26 protein-coding genes and 1 pseudogene are annotated in these 23,251 nt (G+C 42.9%); 25 read left to right on the top strand and 2 right to left on the bottom strand.

What is annotated here, in order from left to right:
* Nucleotides 1-111 precede the first annotated feature (111 nt).
* From hprK to C9414_RS02745, 8 genes are all read left to right on the top strand, one after another.
* The gene (hprK, locus tag C9414_RS02710; protein WP_024423572.1) at nt 112-1,044 is read left to right on the top strand and encodes an HPr(Ser) kinase/phosphatase; all 933 of its coding nucleotides are present in this window, start codon (nt 112-114) and stop codon (nt 1,042-1,044) included.
* A gap of 11 nt (nt 1,045-1,055) precedes the next feature.
* The gene (gene lgt / locus C9414_RS02715) at nt 1,056-1,880 is read left to right on the top strand and encodes a prolipoprotein diacylglyceryl transferase (protein WP_107163015.1); all 825 of its coding nucleotides are present in this window, start codon (nt 1,056-1,058) and stop codon (nt 1,878-1,880) included.
* Between the two features lie 20 nt (nt 1,881-1,900).
* Complete coding sequence (locus tag C9414_RS02720; RefSeq protein ID WP_107163016.1) at nt 1,901-2,845, top strand: nucleoside recognition domain-containing protein; 945 nt, start codon at nt 1,901-1,903, stop codon at nt 2,843-2,845.
* Nucleotides 2,842-3,492 (top strand): pyrophosphatase PpaX, encoded by a 651-nt coding sequence (gene ppaX, locus C9414_RS02725; protein ID WP_107163017.1) that lies wholly within the window; start codon nt 2,842-2,844, stop codon nt 3,490-3,492. The genes C9414_RS02720 and ppaX overlap by 4 nt, the downstream gene beginning before the upstream one ends.
* A 1-nt stretch (nt 3,493) precedes the next feature.
* Entirely contained in the window at nt 3,494-4,012 is a 519-nt protein-coding gene (locus tag C9414_RS02730; RefSeq protein WP_039181684.1) for an acyltransferase, read from the top strand.
* A gap of 69 nt (nt 4,013-4,081) precedes the next feature.
* Nucleotides 4,082-4,510 carry an Rrf2 family transcriptional regulator gene (locus C9414_RS02735; RefSeq protein ID WP_024423567.1) on the top strand — a complete coding sequence of 143 codons (429 nt, stop codon included), beginning with the start codon at nt 4,082-4,084 and terminating at the stop codon, nt 4,508-4,510.
* 87 nt (nt 4,511-4,597) lie between these two features.
* Nucleotides 4,598-5,239, top strand: coding sequence for an NAD(P)-dependent oxidoreductase (locus C9414_RS02740; RefSeq protein ID WP_047201841.1), 642 nt, complete (start codon nt 4,598-4,600; stop codon nt 5,237-5,239).
* 45 nt (nt 5,240-5,284) lie between these two features.
* The gene (locus tag C9414_RS02745) at nt 5,285-5,917 is read left to right on the top strand and encodes a DsbA family protein (RefSeq protein WP_107163018.1); all 633 of its coding nucleotides are present in this window, start codon (nt 5,285-5,287) and stop codon (nt 5,915-5,917) included.
* A 41-nt stretch (nt 5,918-5,958) separates the two neighbouring features.
* Here the strand turns inward: C9414_RS02745 and C9414_RS02750 are convergent, their stop codons facing one another.
* Nucleotides 5,959-6,750: a C39 family peptidase gene (locus C9414_RS02750; RefSeq protein ID WP_107163019.1), complete on the bottom strand. Its 792-nt coding sequence runs from the start codon at nt 6,748-6,750 to the stop codon at nt 5,959-5,961.
* Between the two features lie 233 nt (nt 6,751-6,983).
* On the opposite strand from C9414_RS02750, the gene C9414_RS02755 reads away from it, so the two are divergent.
* The 17 genes from C9414_RS02755 (at nt 6,984) to C9414_RS02835 (ending at nt 22,695) form a co-directional block, all read left to right on the top strand.
* Nucleotides 6,984-8,150 (top strand): ATP phosphoribosyltransferase regulatory subunit, encoded by a 1,167-nt coding sequence (locus C9414_RS02755; RefSeq protein ID WP_107163020.1) that lies wholly within the window; start codon nt 6,984-6,986, stop codon nt 8,148-8,150.
* Between the two features lies 1 nt (nt 8,151).
* On the top strand, nt 8,152-8,799 hold the full coding sequence (hisG, locus tag C9414_RS02760; protein WP_107163021.1) for an ATP phosphoribosyltransferase: 648 nt from the start codon (nt 8,152-8,154) through the stop codon (nt 8,797-8,799).
* Nucleotides 8,796-10,082, top strand: coding sequence for a histidinol dehydrogenase (hisD, locus tag C9414_RS02765; RefSeq protein WP_047201837.1), 1,287 nt, complete (start codon nt 8,796-8,798; stop codon nt 10,080-10,082). Before hisG ends, hisD begins: the two co-directional genes overlap by 4 nt.
* A complete protein-coding gene (gene hisB, locus C9414_RS02770) occupies nt 10,082-10,666 on the top strand; it encodes an imidazoleglycerol-phosphate dehydratase HisB (protein WP_107163022.1) in 585 nt (194 codons plus the stop codon). Before hisD ends, hisB begins: the two co-directional genes overlap by 1 nt.
* Nucleotides 10,666-11,304: an imidazole glycerol phosphate synthase subunit HisH gene (hisH, locus tag C9414_RS02775; RefSeq protein ID WP_107163023.1), complete on the top strand. Its 639-nt coding sequence runs from the start codon at nt 10,666-10,668 to the stop codon at nt 11,302-11,304. Before hisB ends, hisH begins: the two co-directional genes overlap by 1 nt.
* A complete protein-coding gene (gene hisA / locus C9414_RS02780; RefSeq protein ID WP_047201834.1) occupies nt 11,301-12,038 on the top strand; it encodes a 1-(5-phosphoribosyl)-5-[(5-phosphoribosylamino)methylideneamino]imidazole-4-carboxamide isomerase in 738 nt (245 codons plus the stop codon). Before hisH ends, hisA begins: the two co-directional genes overlap by 4 nt.
* On the top strand, nt 12,035-12,793 hold the full coding sequence (gene hisF / locus C9414_RS02785; protein ID WP_047201833.1) for an imidazole glycerol phosphate synthase subunit HisF: 759 nt from the start codon (nt 12,035-12,037) through the stop codon (nt 12,791-12,793). Before hisA ends, hisF begins: the two co-directional genes overlap by 4 nt.
* A complete protein-coding gene (hisIE, locus tag C9414_RS02790; RefSeq protein ID WP_107163024.1) occupies nt 12,790-13,419 on the top strand; it encodes a bifunctional phosphoribosyl-AMP cyclohydrolase/phosphoribosyl-ATP diphosphatase HisIE in 630 nt (209 codons plus the stop codon). The genes hisF and hisIE overlap by 4 nt, the downstream gene beginning before the upstream one ends.
* A gap of 131 nt (nt 13,420-13,550) precedes the next feature.
* Entirely contained in the window at nt 13,551-15,011 is a 1,461-nt protein-coding gene (locus C9414_RS02795; RefSeq protein ID WP_058837574.1) for a tetratricopeptide repeat protein, read from the top strand.
* A 364-nt stretch (nt 15,012-15,375) separates the two neighbouring features.
* A complete protein-coding gene (locus tag C9414_RS02800; protein ID WP_107163025.1) occupies nt 15,376-16,767 on the top strand; it encodes a C40 family peptidase in 1,392 nt (463 codons plus the stop codon).
* Nucleotides 16,768-17,001: 234 nt separating this feature from the next.
* Entirely contained in the window at nt 17,002-17,952 is a 951-nt protein-coding gene (trxB, locus tag C9414_RS02805; RefSeq protein ID WP_048238006.1) for a thioredoxin-disulfide reductase, read from the top strand.
* A gap of 357 nt (nt 17,953-18,309) precedes the next feature.
* Complete coding sequence (locus tag C9414_RS02810; RefSeq protein WP_024423553.1) at nt 18,310-18,774, top strand: 8-oxo-dGTP diphosphatase; 465 nt, start codon at nt 18,310-18,312, stop codon at nt 18,772-18,774.
* A 39-nt stretch (nt 18,775-18,813) separates the two neighbouring features.
* Nucleotides 18,814-19,701, top strand: a complete 888-nt coding sequence (gene rapZ, locus C9414_RS02815; protein ID WP_047203874.1) for an RNase adapter RapZ — start codon at nt 18,814-18,816, stop codon at nt 19,699-19,701.
* Nucleotides 19,702-20,661, top strand: coding sequence for a gluconeogenesis factor YvcK family protein (locus C9414_RS02820; RefSeq protein ID WP_047203858.1), 960 nt, complete (start codon nt 19,702-19,704; stop codon nt 20,659-20,661). It abuts the gene before it with no gap.
* 17 nt (nt 20,662-20,678) lie between these two features.
* The gene (gene whiA, locus C9414_RS02825; protein WP_003213321.1) at nt 20,679-21,629 is read left to right on the top strand and encodes a DNA-binding protein WhiA; all 951 of its coding nucleotides are present in this window, start codon (nt 20,679-20,681) and stop codon (nt 21,627-21,629) included.
* Nucleotides 21,630-21,655: 26 nt separating this feature from the next.
* Complete coding sequence (locus C9414_RS02830) at nt 21,656-21,913, top strand: HPr family phosphocarrier protein (protein ID WP_024423549.1); 258 nt, start codon at nt 21,656-21,658, stop codon at nt 21,911-21,913.
* A 38-nt stretch (nt 21,914-21,951) separates the two neighbouring features.
* Nucleotides 21,952-22,695: an arylamine N-acetyltransferase family protein gene (locus C9414_RS02835; protein WP_107163027.1), complete on the top strand. Its 744-nt coding sequence runs from the start codon at nt 21,952-21,954 to the stop codon at nt 22,693-22,695.
* Nucleotides 22,696-22,745: 50 nt separating this feature from the next.
* On the opposite strand, the pseudogene C9414_RS02840 reads toward C9414_RS02835, so the two are convergent.
* Nucleotides 22,746-23,072, bottom strand: a pseudogene (locus C9414_RS02840) (ribonuclease); the annotation flags it as partial.
* Between the last annotated feature and the right edge of the window lie 179 nt (nt 23,073-23,251).

The raw sequence follows: 23,251 nt of genomic DNA on the forward strand, positions 1-23,251 counted from the left end.
AGTGAGGGCGGTGAAACAGGAACAGGATAAAATACTGTTTTGGGTTCATCATTGAAAGTGATAAAATAGAGCTGTATTTCTGAATCGCCTGTGATAAAAGGAGGAAGAAGCGTGCCGAAAGTTCGTACGAAGGACATAATGGAACAATTTCATCTTGAACTGGTAAGTGGGGAAGAAGGGATTAATCGTCCCATTACAATCAGTGATCTTTCCAGACCAGGTATTGAAATGGCTGGTTATTTTACATATTACCCAAAAGAAAGAGTTCAACTTTTAGGGAAAACAGAGCTTTCTTTTTTTGAACAGCTCCCAGAACGCGAACGAAAGCAGAGAATGATGTCTCTTTGTACAGATATTACCCCTGCCATTATTTTGTCTCGAGATCGTGATGTGCCGAAGGAATTAATCGAAGCATCAAATGAAAATGGCGTGCCCGTTTTACGATCTAGCCTAAAAACGACAAGACTTTCAAGTCGATTGACCAACTTTTTAGAAAGTAAGCTGGCACCAACCACTGCCATTCATGGTGTGCTCGTCGATGTATATGGTGTAGGTGTATTATTAATTGGGAAAAGCGGAGTAGGAAAAAGTGAAACAGCCTTAGAATTAGTGAAGAGGGGACATCGCCTTGTTGCAGACGATTGCGTAGAAATCCGTCAAGAGGATCAGGATACGTTAGTCGGAAGTGCACCAGAGCTGATTGAACATCTTTTAGAAATCCGCGGGTTAGGCATTATTAATGTGATGACCTTATTTGGAGCAGGCGCTGTCAGAAGTTATAAGAGAATTACGATTGTGATGAATCTGGAGCTTTGGGAACAAGGCAAACAGTATGATCGTTTAGGACTTGAAGAAGAGAAAATGAGAATCATCGATACAGATGTGCCGAAGCTGACGATCCCTGTGCGGCCAGGTCGAAATTTAGCGGTTATCATTGAAGTGGCTGCGATGAACTTCAGGCTGAAACGTATGGGGCATAATGCAGCAGAACAATTTACAAGTAAACTTGCCGATGTCATTGAAGACAATGGCCAGGATGAATAGGAGTTGACTATATGAAAGAAGCAATTCAGCCAATTGATCCGATCGCTTTTCAGCTCGGACCTATTTCGGTTCATTGGTATGGTGTGATTATTGGGGTCGGAGCCTTGCTTGGACTCTGGCTCGCACTGAGAGAATGTGAAAAAAGAGGAATCAATAAAGATCTGTTTATTGACTTAATCTTATTTGCCATTCCAATCGCGATTATTTGTGCCCGAATTTATTATGTATCCTTCGAATGGGATTACTATCAGCAGCACCCAAACGAAATCATTAAAATCTGGAATGGTGGAATTGCGATTCACGGCGGGCTGATTGGTGCTGTGCTGACAGCCATCGTTTTTACAAAAGTGAGAAAGGTATCGTTTTGGAAAATAGCTGATGTCGCAGCACCTAGTATTTTACTAGGGCAGGCAATTGGACGTTGGGGGAACTTTATTAACCAAGAAGCGCATGGTGAGGCGGTTTCAAGAGCCTTTTTAGAAAATTTGCATCTGCCTGAGTTTATCATTAATCAAATGTATATTGATGGTATCTATTATCACCCGACGTTCTTATACGAATCATTATGGAATCTTGCCGGTGTTGTCATATTGATTTTATTACGGAGAACTTCGCTACGCAGAGGCGAAATCTTCTTGTCTTATTTAATTTGGTATTCAATCGGCCGTTTCTTCATTGAAGGGATGAGAACAGACAGCTTAATGCTGACAGAGCATCTTCGAATCGCACAGATGATTTCGATTGCGATATTCGCAGTGGCTGTTCTGCTGATTTTCTTTAGAAGAATGAAAGGATACTCATCAATTCCGTATAAAGAGAACAATTCATCGAATTAAGCAGGAGGGGATGAGAAGAGATGAGAGAGACGTGGAAAAACGGCTTGAAAGCAGGGCTATCGACAACTTGGACTCTTGGCAAAGTCATCTTTCCAGTGACCATTCTCGTCAGTATCTTGCAGCATACGCCTGTCATGGATTGGATCATCCGATTCATTCAGCCATTTATGGGGCTGTTTGGTCTTTCGGGGGAAGCAGCGATTCCGCTTGTATTAGGAAACATGCTGAATTTGTATGCGGGAATTGCAGCCATTTTGACATTAGAGCTTCCTGTGAAGGAAGTGTTTATTTTGGCAGTGATGTTGTCCTTTTGCCATAACCTGATCATCGAATCGACAGTGGCAGCAAAGGTTGGACTGAGAGTATCTGTGATTTTGCTGGTTAGAATCAGTCTTGCTGTTATTTCTGCTATTGTCATTCATCTCGTTTGGCAGGGAGGCGAGGAGCCGGCGCAATATGGACTTTTGAGTGCAGCTCAGGCGGTTGATGTGCCTTCCAGCTGGTACATGATTGTTCTGCTTGCTATACAAAAAGCAGTACTCGGTGTGCTGCAGCTTGCCTGTATCGTTATCCCGCTCATGATCATCATTCAATTCATGAGAGATTTAGGTTGGCTTCATACACTGTCTAAGTGGCTTTCACCTTTTACTAGAATGCTTGGAATGAAAGAAAATACGTCTATGACAATGGTGGCTGGATTAACGATTGGTCTGGCGTATGGAGCCGGCGTGATGATGAAGGCAGTGGAAGAGGACGGTGTGAGTAAAAAGGACTTAACCCTTGCTTTTATTTTCCTCGTTGCCTGCCATGCGGTGGTCGAAGATACGCTGGTTTTTATTCCACTTGGTATTCCAGTATGGCCGCTTCTTGTGATCCGCCTGATTTCTGCAATTTTATTGACAGCTGCCATTAGCTATATTTGGCGGAAGCGGGAACATGCAGCTGTTAGAAAGGAAGCCATATGAACGAATCGACGATCAACACAGTGCTATTTGATTTAGATGGCACATTAATCAATACAAATGAATTAATTATTGCTTCATTTCAGCATACGCTGGATCATTATTACCCTGGTCAGTACAGCCGTGAGGATATTCTTCATTTCATTGGTCCGTCCTTGTTTGATACATTCTCTGCGATGGACCCTGAGTTGACGGATGACATGATTGAGATGTACCGCACGTTTAATCATGAGCAGCATGATCTGCTTGTGACTGAATATGAGACCGTTTTAGACACATTGAAAGTTCTGCAGGATCGAGGATTTAAGCTCGGTATTGTCACAACGAAGATACGGGATACGGTTTTAATGGGATTGAAGCTGACCGGTTTAGAGCCGTTCTTTGAGGTCATTGTGACGCTCGATGATGTACAAAATGAGAAGCCGCATCCGGAGCCTGTTCAGCTGGCATTATCAAAGCTTGGCAGTGATCCGCATGAAGCGGTGATGGTCGGTGATAATTATCATGACATTTTGTCTGGTCAAGCGGCAGGGACAAAAACGGCAGGTGTGGCTTGGTCTATTAAGGGAGAAGAGGCCCTTTTAAAGCATCGCCCTGACTTCATGCTGAAGAAAATGAGTGATCTCCTGGCGATTGTTGGAGCTGATTAAGTTGAGAAAAACAGATCGATATCCTGTAAAAGGGGTCAATTCGCTGCGGCAAGTCTATCGGACAGTTCCCTTTTTCAAAGTGGTGAAAAATTTCATTTTTATTCAAATGGCAAGGTACACGCCGTTTATGGGAATGAAAAATTGGATATACCGAACTTTTCTTCGTATGAAGGTCGGCGAGGATACGGCGTTTGCCTTAATGGTGATGGTTGATCTGATGTTTCCTGAGAAAATCACCGTCGGTCGAAATAGTGTAATCGGTTATAACACGACCATCTTATCCCATGAGTATTTGATTAAAGAGTACAGACTTGGGGAAGTCTATATTGGTGATGAAGTCTTAATTGGAGCTAATTCCACTATTTTACCTGGTGTGACTATTGGGGATGGAGCGATCGTATCGGCTGGTACACTTGTTCATAAGGATGTGCCAGCAGGCTCATTTGTTGGAGGAAATCCAATGCGCATGATTTATACGAAGGAAGAAATGGAAGCACGTCAATCTAAGTCTGCTGAGTAGCTCGGCAGACTTTTTTGTTGACAATGTGACATGGTGTAACTATAATGATTACAACAGAGGTGAGAAAACATGAAAATCAGCAGCAGATTTACTGTCGCTGTCCATATTCTGGCCTTGCTATCACTTGAAAAAGGATCTTTACAGACATCGGAGGATATCGCAGGAAGTGTGAATACAAACCCAGTGGTCATCCGCCGCATTATGAGTAAATTAAAAAAAGCAGGCCTAATCTCAACGAGTCTTGGCAAAGGTGGTTCTCAGCTGAACCGCAGTGAAGACGACATCACATTGCTCGATGTGTATAAAGCGGTTGAAGTCGTAGATGAGGGTGAATTGTTTCAAATTCATGAAAGCCCAAATCCTGACTGTCCGATCGGTGCAAATATTCAAGCGGTGCTTGAATTAATTTTATGCCGCGCTCAAAGTGCGATGGAGCAAGTACTTGCTGAGATCAAATTAAGTGAACTAACGCATGTGTTAATCAAAAAAATTGGATGATCTATTCAATTTTTTTTACCTCTGTTGTAACCGAATTAGTTACACCTTTCTTTATCAACATAAAACCATATTGCAGGAGGAGTTAACATGAAAATTGGAATTATTGGCGCAACAGGAAAAGCAGGACAAGAAATTGTGAAAGAGGCTCAATCAAGAGGACATGAAGTAACGGCAATCGTCCGTGATGCACAAAAAGTGACTGATTCATCACTAGCTGTTCTTGAGAAGGATGTGTTTCACTTGCAAGCAGAAGACATCAAAGGCTTTGATGTGATTGTGAATGCATTTGGCGCACCTGCTGGACAGGAGCATCTTCACGTAGAAGCTGGGAAAAAGCTGATTGATATTTTAAAAGAAACACCTGAGACTCGTTTAATCGTTGTGGGCGGAGCTGGAAGTCTATTTGTAGATGAGGCGAAAACAATAAGACTTGTTGACACACCAGAATTTCCGAAGGAGTATGTGCCTACTGCTTCACAGCAAGGAGAAAATCTAAAAGATCTTCAACAGTCAGAGGGGTTAAAATGGACCTTCCTCAGCCCCGCTGCATTCTTTAATCCAACTGGCAAACGTACGGGTTCTTATGTGAAAGGGAAAGACAATCTAATTGTCAATTCTAAAGGTGACAGCTATGTGAGCTATGCTGACTATGCCATTGCGCTGGTTGATGAAGTGGAGCAGGCAGCCCATGTTGGAGAACGTTTTACCGTTGTATCTGAAGCTGAATAAGCAGTTTCATGGCCGCCTAAAAATGATAAATGGGGAGTCTAACGTATGAATGAGCAAGAATTGTCTTTCATCTATGTATGGGATGCGTATTGTGGCTGGTGTTATGGATTTTCAAACAGTATCCGCACTTTGCATGAAAATCATCCGGAGATATCACTAACACTTGTTTCGGGTGGTTTATTTGTAGGGGAAAGGAGTCTTCCGATAAAGGATTATCCGCACATTCCAGAAGCAAATCAGCGTATTAGTCAGCTGACTGGTGTCGAGTTTGGTGAACGTTATCAGAAGCTGCTAGCAAACGGAACGTTTCTTTTAGACTCTGAGGCTGCGGCCATTGGTTTTTCTGCATTAAGATCCATCGCACCTGAGCGTTCATTGTACTTGGCTTCATCGATGCAAAAGGCTTTTTATCAAGACGGAAAAAGTCTGAGTGATGAGGAAACGTATCGGGAGATCGCTTTGGCGCATCATCTTGATCCTGACGCAGTCATTGAACGTATGAAAACAAAAGAAGCGATCAATGATGCATATGCTGACTTTGCGAAGGTTCATCAACTTCATGTGAATGGCTATCCTACACTTTTATTAAAAAGAGGGGATGAATACTTCAGCCTGGGCGGAGGTGCAATGACGGCTGAAAAGCTTGAAGACCGCCTAAAGGAATTTCTAGAAAAATAAATCATTTAAAAACAACCTCTATGCGGATAGAGGTTGTTTTTTTACGCTTTAATGATAATCGCCTGACTGCCCATCTGTTCCCAAGAATCTTCAAATTGATCACGGTCGACCTTTTGATTCTTTTCTCCATATGGATTATTCAAGTAGACATGCTCCTTGTCATAGCCTGTGATGACTACGCTATGCACATTAAAGCTTACATCTATTTTGCCATTTGGTGTATTCCAAGTTTCGATGTTATCGGTTTTGTCGAAGGTGGATGTCGTAATCACCCAGACAGGATAGCCCTTTTCAAGTGACTGATAGATGGCCTTTTTAACAGGCTTTCCGGTTAAGTCGACAACTTGATCGCCCGCGTATTTTTTCGCAAGCTGATAAATCGGTTCGTGGTAAACCCCAAGACCCGGTCCATTCTCCATATCGCCTACAAACCCGTCATGAGGGTCACCTTTTAAGCCATTTTCATAATTGAGCGGAACACGTTTGATTTCATTTGCCAGTGCGTTCTTCGTTACGTGCTCATAGCCGCTGTAATGAAGCAACATCGCTAAGCTCGTGACTTCGCATCCGTTATAAAGCCTTGGTGCATCCATTTGATTGTAGAGAATGACGTCCATGGCTTTTTTGCTTCCTTTTAGTGAATGATGTGTGGTTTCTGCTTTTTTTGTTGAACGAGTTTCTTCAGCCGAGAGTGCCGTTTCGTTTTCTTTTTTTGCTGCTTCTTGCGGCGATGCTGTTTTCTTGACTTGGTCGAGTTGTGAAACGTATATAAAGCCGAAATAAACAAGACATGCGCACAACAAAGTTAAGATTAATGTCTGGATGAACTTCACTGTTAATCTCCTGTGTTATTCAATATTTTTAAGTATTATAGCACGTTCCTTCACCGAACATGCAGAAAAGGCACAGGTGTCACTTGAATGTAATAATTCCAGAATATGTTGATGAAAATAGGGAGAAATAAAAATGATTGATTTAATCACTTTATTTTGTTAGCATATTATCATATTAGCGAACTAAAGGATTCGGAATTTTTTGTTTTAATGTGTTGGAGGTGCGGAAGAACATGTTTATGTTTGAGAAACCATATGGTATGCGGGATTCATTACCTGGATTGTATGAGACGAAGAAAAAAGTGAGACATTCTTTAACAGAGATCATGAATGGTTGGGGTTTCCGTTTAATGGAGACACCAACGCTTGAATTTTACGATACAGTCGGTGTGCAATCGGCGATTACTGATACACAGCTTTTTAAGCTCCTTGATCAAAACGGGCAAACCCTTGTACTGAGACCTGATATGACAGGTCCGATTGCAAGGGTGGCGGCTTCTAAGCTTCATGAACAGGCGTATCCACTTCGTGTCGGGTATGCAGCCAATGTGTTTCGTGCGCAGGAAAGAGAAGGCGGAAGGCCATCAGAATTTGAGCAGGTCGGAATTGAATTGATTGGTGATGGTTCGATTAGTGCAGATGCTGAAGTCATCGCACTTGCCGTATTTGCCTTAAAAAATGCCGGGCTAAGATCCTTCAAAATCGCGATTGGGCATGTCGCTTTAGCAGAGACGTTATTTGTCGATGTACTCGGAAATACAGAGCGTGCAAACGTCCTTCGCCGCTTCTTATATGAAAAGAATTATGTAGGATACCGTCAGCATGTGAAACAATTACCGCTTTCCTCCATCGATAAAATGAGGCTGTTACAGCTTTTAGAGTTAAGAGGCGGCCAAGAAGTGATAGAGCGGGCAGAGGAAATCGTCGTTTCACAAGAAGGAAAAGAGGTGCTCGCACAGTTAAAGTCGCTATGGGAGACACTTGAAGATTACGGCTGTACAGAATATATCCGTTTAGATTTAAGCATGGTGAGTCATATGAGCTATTATACGGGTATTTTGTTTGAAGTATTTGCTGATCATGTTGGATCGGTCATCGGAAGTGGCGGTAGATATGATCAATTACTTGCTCATTTTAATGCACCCGCACCAGCTACAGGGTTCGGGCTTCGACTAGACCGTCTTCTTGAAGCGCTCGATGCAAAAGAGATCAATGAGCCGCAGGAGGCTGTGATTTTTAGCAAAGAACAAAGACTTGAAGCTTTTGCTTTTGCAGAAAAGGAGCGCTCAAAAGGGAAAAAGATCGTCCTGCAAGACTTAGCGGGGATTGAAAATATTGACGCGATGACCAAGGCATTTGAACAGGTGACTTATTTTATCGGCGCTAGAAAGGAAGAGTGAAATGAGTAAAGTGTTGACGATGGCAATGCCAAAGGGCCGGATATTTGAAGAAGCAGCCGGGCTGTTAAGACAGGCGGGGTACCAGCTGCCAGAGGAATTCGAGGATTCAAGAAAATTAATCATAGATGTACCAGAAGAAAACCTCCGCTTTATTTTAGCCAAGCCAATGGATGTGACCACCTATGTAGAGCACGGTGTGGCGGATGTTGGCATTGCAGGAAAGGATGTCATGCTCGAAGAAGCTCGTGATGTGTACGAAGTGCTCGATTTAAACATCAGTAAATGTCATTTAGCTGTTGCTGGTTTGCCAGGAGCGAGCTGGGGTGGTGTCGCACCGCGTGTGGCAACAAAGTACCCAAATGTCGCATCGTCCTATTTTAGAGAGCAAGGGGAGCAGGTGGAGATCATTAAGCTGAATGGTTCCATTGAATTAGCACCGCTCATTGGGCTTGCTGATCGCATTGTTGACATTGTCTCTACAGGTCAAACACTAAAGGAAAATGGACTTGTGGAAACGGAGCATATTTGTGATATCACGTCACGTTTTATTGTCAATCCTGTGAGCTACAGGATGAAGGATACGGTGATCGATGAAATGGCACTGCGTCTTGCAAGAATTATTGAAGGAGAAGGGGAGGAATCATCATGAACATCACCTGCATACAAGAAGGTGAGACAGATACTCTCTCACTCAAACGGTCTTTAGATACAGGAACAGAAGAGCAGCGTCAGGCTGTTCAACGCATTATACAAGAAGTGAGAACAAATGGTGATGAAGCTGTACGGTCTTTTACAAAGCAATTTGACGGTGTGTTGATTGAAGATCCGCTTGTTACAGAGGATGAAATGGCAAAAGCCTGTGACCGCTTGGACAAAGAGATGATTCAGATTATCCAAACGGCTATCAAGCATATTCGCACATACCATGAGCGCCAGTTGACATCCTCTTGGTTTTATCACCAAAAGGACGGCTCAATGCTTGGTCAAAAGGTGACACCGCTTGATGCGGTAGGTGTGTATGTCCCAGGCGGAACAGCGGCCTATCCATCATCTGTCTTAATGAATGTGATCCCTGCGCTAGTTGCTGGCGTTGAACGAATCGTTCTTGTGACACCCCCTGGGAAAGATGGACGTCTCTCTGACGCTGTCTTAGCTGCGGCGAAGGAGCTTGGTATTTCTGAGATGTATAAAATGGGCGGTGCACAGGCGATTGCGGCACTTGCCTATGGAACGGAAAGCATCAAGCCTGTTGATAAAATCACAGGTCCAGGGAACATTTATGTAGCGCTGGCAAAGCGGGAAGTATTTGGTCAGGTAGATATTGATATGATTGCAGGTCCAAGTGAAATTGCAGTTCTAGCAGACGAAACAGCAGTCGCGCATGAGGTAGCGGCGGATTTACTTTCGCAGGCAGAGCATGATGCGCTGGCATCTAGTATTTTGGTAACACCGTCTAAGACACTTGCTGAAAGCGTGCAGGCTGAAGTCAGAAAGCAGCTTGATACTTTGCCGAGAAAATCAATCGCAGCACAATCCATTCAAGATCATGGCCATATTTACGTGACAGAATCAATCGATCGTGCAGTAGACGTCGTCAATCAATTAGCACCAGAGCACTTAGAGGTGCTGACAGCATATCCAGAATCACTTCTTGGTCAAATCAAGCATGCGGGCGCGATTTTCTTAGGACGCTATAGTCCAGAGCCGGTGGGCGATTATTTTGCAGGACCGAATCATGTGCTGCCAACAAACGGAACAGCTCGATTCTCCAGCCCGCTTGGTGTGACTGATTTTCAAAAGAAAACGAGCATTATTTCATATAGTCAAGAGGCCTTTGAAACACACCGTGAAAGCATTGCCGCTTTTGCCAGATTAGAAGGGCTTGAAGCGCATGCAAGGTCGATTGAAGCGAGAAAGCGGGAGGAATCGTAATGAGACAGGCGAAAACAGCGAGAAAAACAAATGAAACGAACATTTCATTAGCGCTAGAAATTGATGGAGAAGGAAAAGCGGATATTCAAACAGACGTCCCTTTTATGACGCACATGCTTGATTTATTTACGAAGCATGGACACTTTAATTTGACCGTCGATGCGAAAGGAGATACGGATGTTGACGATCACCACACAACAGAAGATATCGGCATTGTGCTTGGGCAAATGTTTAAGGAAGCGTTAGGCGATAAAAAGGGAATTAAGCGGTATGGTTCAAGCTTTGTTCCGATGGACGAAACACTTGCCCAGGTCGTGGTCGATTTAAGCAATCGTCCTCATTTGGAAATGAGAGCGTCCTTTCCAAGTCAAAAGGTAGGTACCTTTGATACAGAGTTAGTACATGAGTTTCTGTGGAAATTTGCACTTGAAGCCCGGATCAACCTTCATGTCATTGTTCACTACGGAACGAATACACACCATATGATTGAAGCCATTTTTAAAGCGATGGCACGTGCCTTAGATGAAGCAACAACCATTGATCCACGTGTGAAAGGAATTCCTTCGACAAAGGGGATGCTCTAATGATCGGAGTCATTGATTACGGAATGGGAAATTTGTTCAGCGTATCAAAAGCACTGGAACGAGCAGGTGCCCGTTATATCGTTTCCTCTGATGTGGAGGAGCTGAAAAAAGCAGATGCTTATATTTTGCCCGGAGTTGGTTCGTTTCGTGATGCAATGCAGCTGTTAAAAGAGACTGGACTTGAGGCGTTTATTCATCAAGTTGTGCAGGAAGGAAAGCTGTTATTCGGCATTTGCCTTGGCATGCAGCTGTTATTTGAAGAAAGCGAAGAGGCAGGCCGCACAAAAGGATTGGGGCTGTTAAAAGGGCGTGTCGTTCTTTTAAAAGATCGTGATCAGGACGGGCAAAGGCTGAAGGTACCTCATATGGGGTGGAATGAGCTCACATTTCATCAGCCCTCCCCATTGTTTGACGGTGTGCCAGAAGGATTTGCATACTTTGTTCACTCTTATTATGTGAGTGATATGAACCCAGATGAGCAATTAGCAAGCGCGGACTATGGTGTTCAAGTACCAGCAATCGTTGGCAAGGGAAATGTGCTTGGTGCACAGTTTCACCCTGAAAAAAGCAGTACAACGGGAATGGCGCTGCTCAAACAATTTATTCTATTAGCAAACGAACAGAGGGTGAGCAAATGAGTGAGTTTACATTATATCCAGCGATTGATATGAGAAATGGCAAATGTGTACGTCTTGTACAAGGAGATTATGATCAAGAAACCATTTATGGAGATTCACCGCTTGACATGGCCGCGAAATTTGCGAAGGATGGAGCAACGTGGATTCATCTTGTGGATCTGGATGGTGCAAAAGCAGGGAAACGTGTCAATCATGAGCATGTGCTGGCGATTGCTTCCTCCTTAGATGTGAAGGTACAAATTGGCGGCGGTATTCGGACAGAAGAAGACGTTGCCTTTTATTTAAGTAACGGCGTCGATAGAGTGATTCTTGGCAGCTCAGCTGTATCTAACCCAGCCTTTGTGAAAAAAATGCTGTCGCAATATGGAGAGAAAATCGCAATTGGGATTGATGCGCGAAATGGCTTTGTATCGACTGAAGGGTGGCTTGAAACGTCTAAAGTGAAGGCAGAGGAGCTCGGCAGGGAATTGGCAAAGGAAGGCGCAGAGGTCTTTATTTTCACCGATATTCAAATGGATGGCATGCTGTCTGGTCCCAATGTGGAAAGCACGGTTCGCTTAGCAGAAGCAACCGGCAAACAAGTGATTGCTTCAGGCGGTGTCAGCGCGGTAGCTGATCTTCAAAAGCTGTCAGCGCAAAAAGAGACTGGTGTGTCTGGTGCGATCATTGGAAAAGCACTTTACACGAAGCAGTTTACTTTAGCGGAAGCATTTGAAGGGCTTGACGGCATATGATGACAAAACGAATCATCCCATGTCTTGATGTGAAGGAAGGGCGTGTTGTCAAAGGAGTGCAATTCCTAGGCTTAAAGGATGCTGGTGATCCGGTAGAATTAGCGCAGATCTATGATGAGGCAGGGGCGGATGAACTCGTCTTTCTTGATATTTCTGCGTCGCATGAAGGCCGGAAAACGATGGTGGATGTGGTCAAACAAGTCGCGTCCACTCTTGCCATACCATTTACGGTAGGAGGCGGAATTAACCACCTTGATGACATGAAGCGTATATTAAGAGCGGGTGCAGACAAAGTATCTGTCAATACAGCAGCTGTGTTAAGGCCAGAACTGATTTCAGAAGGTGCTGACTTTTTTGGCTCCCAGTGTATCGTTGTCGCAATTGATGCAAAATACGATGAAGAGAAAAAAGCATATATGGTCTATACACACGGAGGACGCCGTCAAACAGATTTAGAGGTTAGCGACTGGGCGAAGGAAGCTGTGCAAAGAGGTGCAGGAGAGATTTTACTGACAAGTATGGATGCCGATGGTGAAAAGACTGGCTTTGATCATCGATTGACAAAGCTTGTATCAGAGGCAGTCACTGTGCCAGTTATCGCTTCTGGCGGCGCTGGCAATGCCCAGCATATGCTGGAGGCATTTACAAAAGGAGAAGCTGATGCAGCATTAGCAGCCTCCATTTTCCATTACAAAGAAACCTCCATTCACGAGGTAAAGACATATTTGAGAGAACACGGGGTGAAGGTCAGATGAAACAGGCAAATGAATTAACTTTTAATGAAGCAGGCCTGATTCCTGCGATTGTACAGGATGCTCAAAGTAAGGAAGTATTGACGCTGGCATATATGAATCAAGAGTCCTATGAAAAAACGCTGGAGACAGGTGAAACATGGTTTTATAGCCGGTCGAGAAACGAGCTTTGGCACAAAGGCGCCACCTCTGGACATACCCAGCAAGTGAGTTCTATTCGATATGACTGCGACAAGGACGCTCTGCTTGTCCTTGTCGCGCCAAGCGGCCCAGCCTGTCATACTGGCAGCTATAGCTGTTTTTCGGAAGAAGGCGTAAAGCGCCAAAGCGAAGAGCAGGATCGTTTTGCGATATTAAATGAACTTGAACAGGTCATTGCAAAGCGTCAGGTGGAAATGCCTGAAGGTGCTTATACTACCTATCTATTTGAAAAAGGGGTCGATAAAATCCTGAAAAAGGTAGGGGAAGAAGCGTCTGAGGTGATCATTGCAGCGAAAAACCGAGATCAAGAAGAATTGAAATGGGAAACAGCGGACCTCCTCTATCATCTTCTTGTGCTATTACGTGAACAGCAATTGCCGCTTGATGATGTATTAAAGGTATTAAAAAAGCGTCATCAAGGTGAATGAAAAGCCGGGGGATATCCCAGGCTTTTTATTTTTAAATGAAAAACAAATCCTTCCTTTCCTTTTGTTCTATGTGACGACTGGTGAAGTATGTTATACTACACACGGTACACTGTTCGAAATGGAGGGTATCGGTGAGTAAATACACTTCTCAAAATAATCACACACAAGTCGTCCAGCTTTTTCAAGATGGGCATTACTTTTTTCATAAAGGTCTTAAAGCATATAGAGAAAGAAATTTGTCTAGGGCAAGTAAGCTAATACAGCGGGCCATCGTACTTGAGCCTGAAAATGTAGAAATGCTGTCACAGCTTGCCATTATTTATACTGAAATGGGTCATTACCAACAATCAAATGAACTGCTTGATTTCATCCTTGAACACATCGATGAAAACATGTCTGAGTGTCACTACTTTAAAGCCAATAATTATGCCAATCTCGGACTATTTCAAGAGGCATATAAATCAGCTACTGCTTATGCCGCGCTGGAAGAGAACGGGGAATTTGCGGATGAAAATGACGACCTTCTTGACTTGCTCGATATGAGCGACGAAGAGGACGAAGATTTTCCTTATGATCAGGATGACCTGATTGTGAAGCAGGATCAAGCAAACCATTTGCTAGAAAGCGGCAGACTCGATGAAGCCATTGAGATGCTAGAACAGATGATTGTTGAGTATCCAGAATTTTGGTCAGCGTATAATAATCTCGCTTTGGCCTATTTTTATTCTGGTCGAATCCATCAGGCGAAAGAAATGTTGAACCGGGTCCTTCATGAAAATCCCGGTAATCTGCATGCCCTTTGCAATCAGCTAGTCTTCTACCATTATGAAAAAGAAGAAGAGAAGGTCAACAAGTTAGCGAAGCAATTAACGCACGTGTATCCAATACTAAGTGAACAGCGTTATAAGCTTGGTGCAACATTTGCCCTTGTAGGAGAATTTGAATGGGCCTTTAAATGGCTTTATTCTTTGTACAAAACAGGTTTTCAGGGAGATAGTACATTTTTATACTGGCTTGCAAGCGCAGCCTATCATACAGGTCACAAGACGCTCGCCCAAACGGTTTGGGATAAGATGGTCGAAGAAGACATCGACGCAGATGAAATCAAGCCTTGGCAGGATAAACCTGAGGTGACTGAGCCAATGGTCTCGATTGAGGAACGGCTGACTGCGTATTATGTCAGTAAACAAAAAGGAGAACGTGACGTTCTGCAGTCTGTCCTTGATGCACGCGCCGCGAAAACGGCTTTTGAACAGCAATTCATAGAACTGCTTTTGTATGAAGATGAAATGAAAGAAAAGTCTTTTTCAGAAGATGCAGTTTTTGCAAAACAGGCGGCATCCAGTTTGGAGGAAGCCGTTCAGCCTGACAGCCATATGCCTTATTTTTGGTTATTCCATATTATTCAGCAGGCACGTGCTTCTGGTATTGATAAGAAAAATGCGCCTGCCTGGGCAGCAGCATCTTATTATCTATGGATGAATGAACAAGAAGAATCAGCTGTCAGCAAAAAAGACATTGCGTCTGCTTTTCAGATCAGTGTTCAAACACTGTCAAAATACGAACGAGAGATCTGTACGTTAATTGATTAAATAGGTAAATAGATTCAGAACATCCCAGCATGGCCGAAAAGGTCATGCTTTTTTCTTGGATAAAAAGGTGGGATTTGCAAGGAATTGGCGAAGTATGACAATCACGACATGTTTTTGAAACATAAATGTAATAAAAATATTAGCTCATTTTGTCGATGTCTCATGTATAATGAAAATCGTGGATTAAAACAAAGATAGATATTTAAATATTTTACTATACATAATGAAACACCTAGTGATAGAAACAATCTGGTCAACATCTGACTGAACAATCAGGAAGAAAGACATAGAGAGCACAGATTGGTCGCAGAGAATTTGCTGCTTTCTAATGTCGCTTGGGAAATTGTCAAAGGAGGAACTATTCGTGAAAAAGTTTATTACTTTCGGTTTAGCTTCGGTGATCGGAGCGAGCGGTTTATTTATTCCATTTACACATGAAGCAAACGCACAGAACTTTGAACAAAAGAAACAAGAACTAGACAGCAAACAATCTGAGGTAAACAAGAATCTTCAAAAGAAAAAAGAAGAGCTTTCAAAGCTTGAAGCAAAACAAGAGGCACTTGCACAAAAGCTTAAAGATATTGATGAGAAAGCTTTAAAAACAAGTGATCAAATTGAAGAAAAACAAAAAGAAAATGAAAAAACTAAAAAAGATATCAAAGCACTGAAAAAAGAAATTGCTGATACAGAAAAACGTATTGAAGAAAGAAACGAGTTCTTGAAAAAGCGTGTACGTGCCCTTCAAGAGAGCGGCGGTTCTACGAAATACATAGATGTATTACTAGGAGCAAAAAGCTTTAGTGATTTCATCAGTCGTGCAGGTGCAGTTTCTACACTGATCAACGCAGACAGTGAAATCATTAAAGAGCAGGAAAAAGACAAAGCAGAGCTTCAAAAGTCTGAAAACGAATTAAACACAAAGCTTGAAAATGTGCAAAGCACACTTGCAAAGCTTGAAACACTTCAATCAGACTTGAATAAACAGCTTGATGAAAAAGACAAGCTATTCAAGCAAGTGAAAAAGCAAAAAGGAAGTGCTTTTTCTGAAATCAGCGAGTTAAACAGTGAGGCTAACAGCATTGCATCTGAAAAAGACGCAACAGTAGCTGCACAAAAACAAGCTGAAAAAGAAGCTAGAGAAGCAGCTCAAAAAGCAAAAGAAGAAAAAGCGCAAAGACAACAGCAGCAGCGTCAAGCTAGTGTTCAAGCGGAAGACAACAGCTCAAATAACGATAGCAGCCCGTCTTCGAGTAACAGCGGGTCATCTAATAACAACAATAACAATAACAGCAACAGCAGCTCACCAAGCAAGAAGCCATCTACTGGCGGTGGATCACCTGTCAGCAGTAACGTAGGCGGAATTGAAGGTGCAATCAGCACAGGTTCTACTATTGTTGGACAATCTCCATATAAATGGGGCGGCGGCAGATCACAAGCCGATATTGACGCACGTCGTTTTGACTGTTCTTCATTCGTTCGCTGGGCATTTGCATCAGCAGGTATCAACCTTGGACCAGTTGGCGGTACAACAACAGATTCGCTTGTAGGTAAAGGAAGAGCTGTAAGTGCATCTGACATGAAACGCGGAGACCTTGTGTTCTTTGATACGTATAAAGTAAATGGACACGTTGGTATTTACTTAGGAAACGGTACATTCTTGAACGATAACAGCTCTCGCGGTGTTTCAGTTGACTCAATGAGCAACGTATACTGGAAAAAAGCATTCAAAGGCGTTGTAAGAAGAGTCGTTGAATAAATCATTACTTTTTATATAACCGTAAACAGGCTTCCTTAAACAGCAGTTTAAGGAAGCTTTTTCTTTTTTTGAAGATATGAGCAAATGATTCGCTTATTCCCCGCAGATTTAATAGGATATGGGTAAGGAATAAAAGCTAAGAGTGGAAATGATGCTCTCTGTCATGAATGGAAGCATCACCCAAGGGCATTCTAATAAGAAATGCGAGCAGCAATTGAAGAGGGAGTGACAGTTGTGTCAGAAGAAAAAATCTACGATACGATCATCATTGGAGCGGGTCCTGCCGGAATGACAGCCGCTGTTTATACATCACGGGGAAATCTTTCAACATTAATGATTGAAAGAGGAATTCCAGGCGGACAAATGGCGAATACGGAAGATGTCGAGAACTATCCTGGCTTTGAAAGCATTTTGGGGCCGGAACTTTCAAATAAAATGTTTGAGCATGCGAAGAAATTCGGTGCAGAGTATGCGTATGGCGATATCAAAGAAATCGTGAACGGTGAAGAATACAAAATCGTCAAAGCCGGCTCAAAAGAATACAAAGGACGCTCTGTCATTATCGCGGCAGGGGCTGAATACAAAAAAATCGGTGCACCAGGTGAAAAAGAACTTGGCGGCCGCGGCGTATCATATTGTGCAGTATGTGACGGAGCATTCTTTAAAAACAAAGAGCTTGTCGTCATTGGCGGCGGAGATTCTGCTGTAGAAGAGGGTGTGTATCTTACACGCTTCGCTTCTAAAGTAACGATTATCCATAGACGCGATAAGCTTCGTGCACAAAGCATTTTACAAGCGCGTGCCTTTGATAATGAAAAAATTGACTTCATGTGGAACAAAACCGTCAAACAGATCAATGAAGAAAACGGGAAAGTCGGCAGTGTGACGTTGATTGATACGGTGACTGGTGAAGAAGAAGAGTTTAAAACAGACGGCGCCTTTATCTATATCGGAATGCTGCCACTGTCTAAACCATTTGAAAATCTCGGCATTACAAATAAAGAAGGCTACATCGAGACAAACGAAAGAATGGAAACGAGAGTGGAAGGTATTTTCGCAGCGGGTGACATTCGTGAAAAAACACTTCGTCAAATTGTCACAGCAACAGGAGACGGAAGTATTGCAGCACAAAGCGCACAGCATTATGTAGAAGAGCTTGCTGAAAAACTCAAAGCAACGAAATAAATGGCTGTCGTAAATCCTTAATATAGCGTCATGGGCTTTTAACTGGAATGTAACACGGGTGAAATAATTTTCCGTTATGATAAAACTAGTAATTGACCCCCTTTTATAAGGAATACATGTTTGGCACGGATGTGAATCCGTGTCCTTTTTTTTGCCTAAAATCAGAAATTCACGAGATGTTCACAAATGACGCATGGAGAACCGTTAGATGCTGTAAAATAAAGAGTAGAGAAATGGCTCGTTACATCATTCAAACGAAAACCGGTCTGTTTTCGGGGAAGAACGGGCATGTTCATTGTGGGAGTCAGGTTGAACCTGTATAATAAGTTAAAGACATAAAAGAGTAGGTGACAGCTGATGCAACGAGTAACCAATTGTGTGCTGCATCACGAAGATCAAGTTCTCTTGCTGCAAAAGCCAAGACGGGGCTGGTGGGTAGCACCGGGCGGCAAAATGGAAAGCGGTGAATCGGTCAAGGATTCAGTCGTTCGAGAATATAGAGAAGAAACAGGTATTTATATTTTAAATCCGCAGCTGAAAGGTGTTTTTACCTTTATCATAAAAGAAGGCGATCAAATCGTTCAAGAGTGGATGATGTTCACCTTTATGGCAGATTCATTTACCGGAAAAAACGTAACAGAGTCAGAGGAAGGCATTTTAAAATGGCATGACGTAAAGGATGTGCCTCATTTGCCGATGGCTCCAGGAGATTCCCATATTCTTGATTTCATGCTCAAAGGAAAAGGACTTCTGCACGGTACTTTTACGTATACACCCGATTTTGAGCTGATTGCTTATCGGTTAGATCCTCAGGGAGAATAATACATGAACCGTTTTCATAAAGAAGGAGAGGAAGCAGGCATGAATACACACAAACAAGAAGATATTCAGCTTGTGATTATTACAGGAATGTCAGGTGCGGGGAAAACCGTCGCCATTCAAAGCTTTGAAGATTTAGGCTACTTTTGTGTTGATAACCTGCCGCCATCACTTTTACCGAAATTCCTAGAGCTCATGAAGGAATCGAATTCCAAGATGAGCAAGGTCGCTCTTGTGATGGATTTGCGCGGACGCGAATTTTTTGACAGCTTAATTGCGGCATTAGATGAAATGAATGATCTTGATTGGATCACGCCAAGAATTCTATTTTTAGATGCAAATGATAAGGTACTTGTCTCAAGATACAAAGAAACGAGACGTTCGCATCCCCTTGCGACAACAGGTTTGCCGCTTGAAGGAATTGCAATGGAGCGCGAGCTGTTAGAGGAGTTAAAAGGCCGGTCTCAAATGATTTTTGATACATCGGATTTAAAACCAAAACAGCTGCGAGAAAAAATCGTCACGCACTTTGCCACAAACCAAGGACAGGTGTTTACAGTAAACGTGATGTCCTTTGGCTTTAAATACGGTCTGCCGATTGATGCTGATCTTGTCTTTGACGTGAGATTCCTGCCGAATCCTTACTATATTGAGAGTATGCGTCCACAGACTGGAAACGATGAAGAAGTGCGCTCCTATGTGATGAAATGGAGTGAAACGCAAAAATTCACAGAGAAATTAATCGATCTTCTCAGCTTTATGCTTCCGTCGTATAAGAGGGAAGGAAAAAGTCAGCTTGTGATTGCCATCGGCTGTACAGGCGGGCAGCATCGATCTGTGACGCTTGCCAACTATTTATCGGAGTATTTTAAAAACGATTACTATACACATGTCACTCACCGGGACATTGAAAAGAGAAGCAGAAAATAGATGACGACACTACCAAAGGTGGTCATTCTTGGCGGTGGCACTGGCTTATCTGTTTTGCTCAGAGGGCTAAAAACGAAGCCAGTGGACATTACCGCTATAGTAACGGTTGCTGACGACGGAGGCAGCTCAGGCAGACTGCGGCATGATTTGAATATTCCCCCTCCAGGTGATATTCGAAATGTCCTTGCGGCTCTCTCTGATGTTGAACCGCTTGTAGAAGATTTATTTCAGCACCGTTTTAACAAAGGGAATGACTTAACAGGCCACTCACTCGGCAACCTCATTCTTGCGGCCATGACAAATATAACCGGTGATTTTTTTCATGCCGTTACTGAAATGAGTAAGGTTTTAAATGTGAGAGGAAAAGTATTGCCAGCAGCAAATTCAAGTGTTGTTCTTCATGCGGAATTAGAAAATGGGCAAATGGTGACAGGAGAATCGAAAATTCCCACCTATGGTGAGCGAATTAAACGAGTGTTCCTCACACCCGATACGATTGAACCGCTGCCAGAATCTATTCAAGTCATTCGTGAGGCGGATTTGATCGTCATTGGGCCTGGCAGCCTGTATACGAGTATTTTGCCAAACTTGCTTGTCCCGCATATTGGAGAAGAAGTGATTCGCTCAAAGGCGAAAAAAGTGTATATTTGCAATGTCATGACGCAGCCAGGGGAAACGCTTTCCTACAGTGCTGCTGATCATGTTCAGGCATTAAATGATCATATGGCTCGTCCATTTATCGATACGATTTTTGTGAACAATAAAGAAATTCCAGAAGAAATCAAAGCAAAATATGCAGAAGAACAGGCACAGCCTGTCCAATTCGACACAGATGCACTGAAAGCAATGGGACTAGAAGTGATTCCTGGAGAAATCATTACATATGACCAGCATGTCATTCGTCATGACACGCTGAAAGTAGCCTCGCTGCTTGTCGATCTACTGCATCAGAAAAAATAGGAATGGGGGTGGCAAGGATGTCATTTGCATCCGAAACAAAAAAAGAGCTGACTAATCTGGACGTGAAGGACTGCTGCACAAAAGCAGAGCTTTCTGCCCTCATCCGTATGAACGGTTCATTATCTTTCTCTAATCGAAAATTGATTTTAGATATACAGACAGAGAACGCAGCCATTGCAAGACGTATTTATACGCTGCTCAAAAAGAAATACGATGTGACAGTCGAGCTGCTCGTCCGTAAAAAAATGAGATTGAAAAAGAATAACGTGTATATTGTCAGATTGGTAGAACGAGCGAAAACCATTTTAGAGGATTTAAAAATATTAGGTGAGCAATTTGTATTTGAACGCAATATTTCAGAGGAGCTCGTGAAGAAAAGATGCTGCAAGCGCTCCTATATGAGAGGTGCTTTTTTAGCAGGCGGTTCTGTGAATAATCCAGAAACGTCCTCCTATCACCTTGAGATTTTTTCACTATATAAAGAACATAATGATGCCCTTTGTGAGCTGATGAATCAATTTCATCTCAATAGTAAAACACTTGAGCGCAAAAAAGGGTACATTACGTACATGAAGGAAGCAGAAAAAATCACGGAATTTTTAAGTGTTGTGGGCGCTCATAATTCACTGCTTCGCTTTGAAGATGTGCGAATCGTCCGAGACATGAGGAACTCCGTCAACCGGCTCGTCAATTGTGAAACAGCAAACTTGAATAAAACGATTGGTGCATCACTGCGTCAGGTCGAGAACATTCAATTTATTGATGAAAAAATTGGACTTGATGCCCTGCCGGATAAGCTTCGTGAAATTGCCAAACTGCGAGTCGACTATCAAGAAGTCACGCTGAAGGAACTTGGAGAAATGGTGGAAAGCGGCAAGATTAGCAAGTCAGGGATTAACCACCGTTTAAGAAAGCTAGATCAAATTGCAGAACAATTACGAAATGGACAAGCTGTTACACTCAAATAGGAGAATGAAAAAGGGAGGCAGATCATATGGTGGAAAAAACGGTCACCATCCAGCTGAAAACAGGCTTGCAGGCACGTCCAGCTGCTTTGTTTGTACAAGAAGCCAATCGCTTTGGAGCTGATATTTTTCTAGAGAAAGACGGGAAAAAAGTCAATGCGAAAAGCATTATGGGTCTCATGAGTCTTGCGATCAGCTCTGGGGTTACTGTCACACTGATTGCAGATGGTGCGGACGAACAAGAAGCCATTGAGGCGTTAACAGATTTTATCAATCAAGAAAACTGAGTCTCTTCAAAGGCTCAGTTTTTTTAGGAGGGAATGTCATGATTCAATCAGCTTTTTTACAGAAGATCGGATATGAAGGTCAGTCCATAACCTTTAATGACTTACCTGTATTATTAAAAAAAATGGCCTATACCTTTCCGTTCGAAAATAGATCTGTTCTGAACAAACAATCCTACGCTTTGAATCAAGAAGGGTTGAAGCAGCATCTTCTTGAAGAAAACAGAGGAGGTCTTTGTTACGATCTCAATCCTCTCTTATACTATGTGTTAAAAGAGGCAGGGCTCTCTGTACAGCTTCTTCAAGGGACAGTGTATATCAAAGAAGCGGACACGTGGGCCATTGATGGCACGCATGTAGCCATCATGTTGAAGCATCATAACGAACGCTTTCTCATTGATGCGGGATTTGGTGTGAATTTACCTCTTCAGCCTGTGCCTTTTACAGAAGATTGGGTGGAAGGAGCGTCTATTCGGTTTCGCGTCAAAGCAAAGGAAACCGAAAAAGGGACACATCTGCTTCAGTTAGATAAGGGAGATGGTGCTGAAACAGGCTATGCTTTCACATTGAACAAGGTGGACGAGGCTGCATTGGTCCAATTGAGACACGAGATTTATGAAAATGAATCCTCTCCTTTTAACAAAAGACCACTTGCGTCAAAGCTCACGCCAACAGGACGTGTGATCGTTACTGAGGATCATGTCACCACACATGAACATGAAGAAGTGTCGAAAAAGCCGCTTCCGAGTCCTTTTGAGGATTACGTGAAAAAGCTTATACCGTAAACCATACTAAAAGACAGCCCCAGATGAAACAGGGCTGTCTTTTTTATTGATTATCGAATACGTGTGAAAGTCGCATAATGGTCTGTTGTTTTGTAAATGAGCCAGTCGCTTGAATACACAAGACGGTCAGCATTGCGGAAGCCTGAAACGTAGTTGATGTCTGCCTCACGCCATGTGCGGCCGCTTGCTGAAGGAAGACGTCCTTCCCGGTTTGAGAAAATATCTCCACCGATGCTTTTACCTGGCGCCACTTCTGCTAGATTTCCCTTAGATGCCACCCATCCGAGAGCACTTGCTTGTGATTTCGTAATGTAGTTATCAGGCAGTCGTTTGTAGCGAATTAAATAATCTGCTACACCATCAAACGTATTAATGACGGCAAGGGTACGTACATCTGACGTAAGCTGAATAGAAGCATTTTCAGTTGTGGCTGTTGGTGTAAGAGGTGTTTCTGCATGAACTTGCTGCGGGATAAATCCAGAAAACAGAATAGCAGCGATCAGAGCGAACATAGTCAAAACTGAACTCAATCTTTTCATCTTCATCCTCCTATTAA

It is taken from the genome of Bacillus sp. Nf3 (assembly GCF_003028545.1).
GTDB classification, from domain to species: Bacteria; Bacillota; Bacilli; order Bacillales; family Bacillaceae; genus Bacillus; species Bacillus safensis.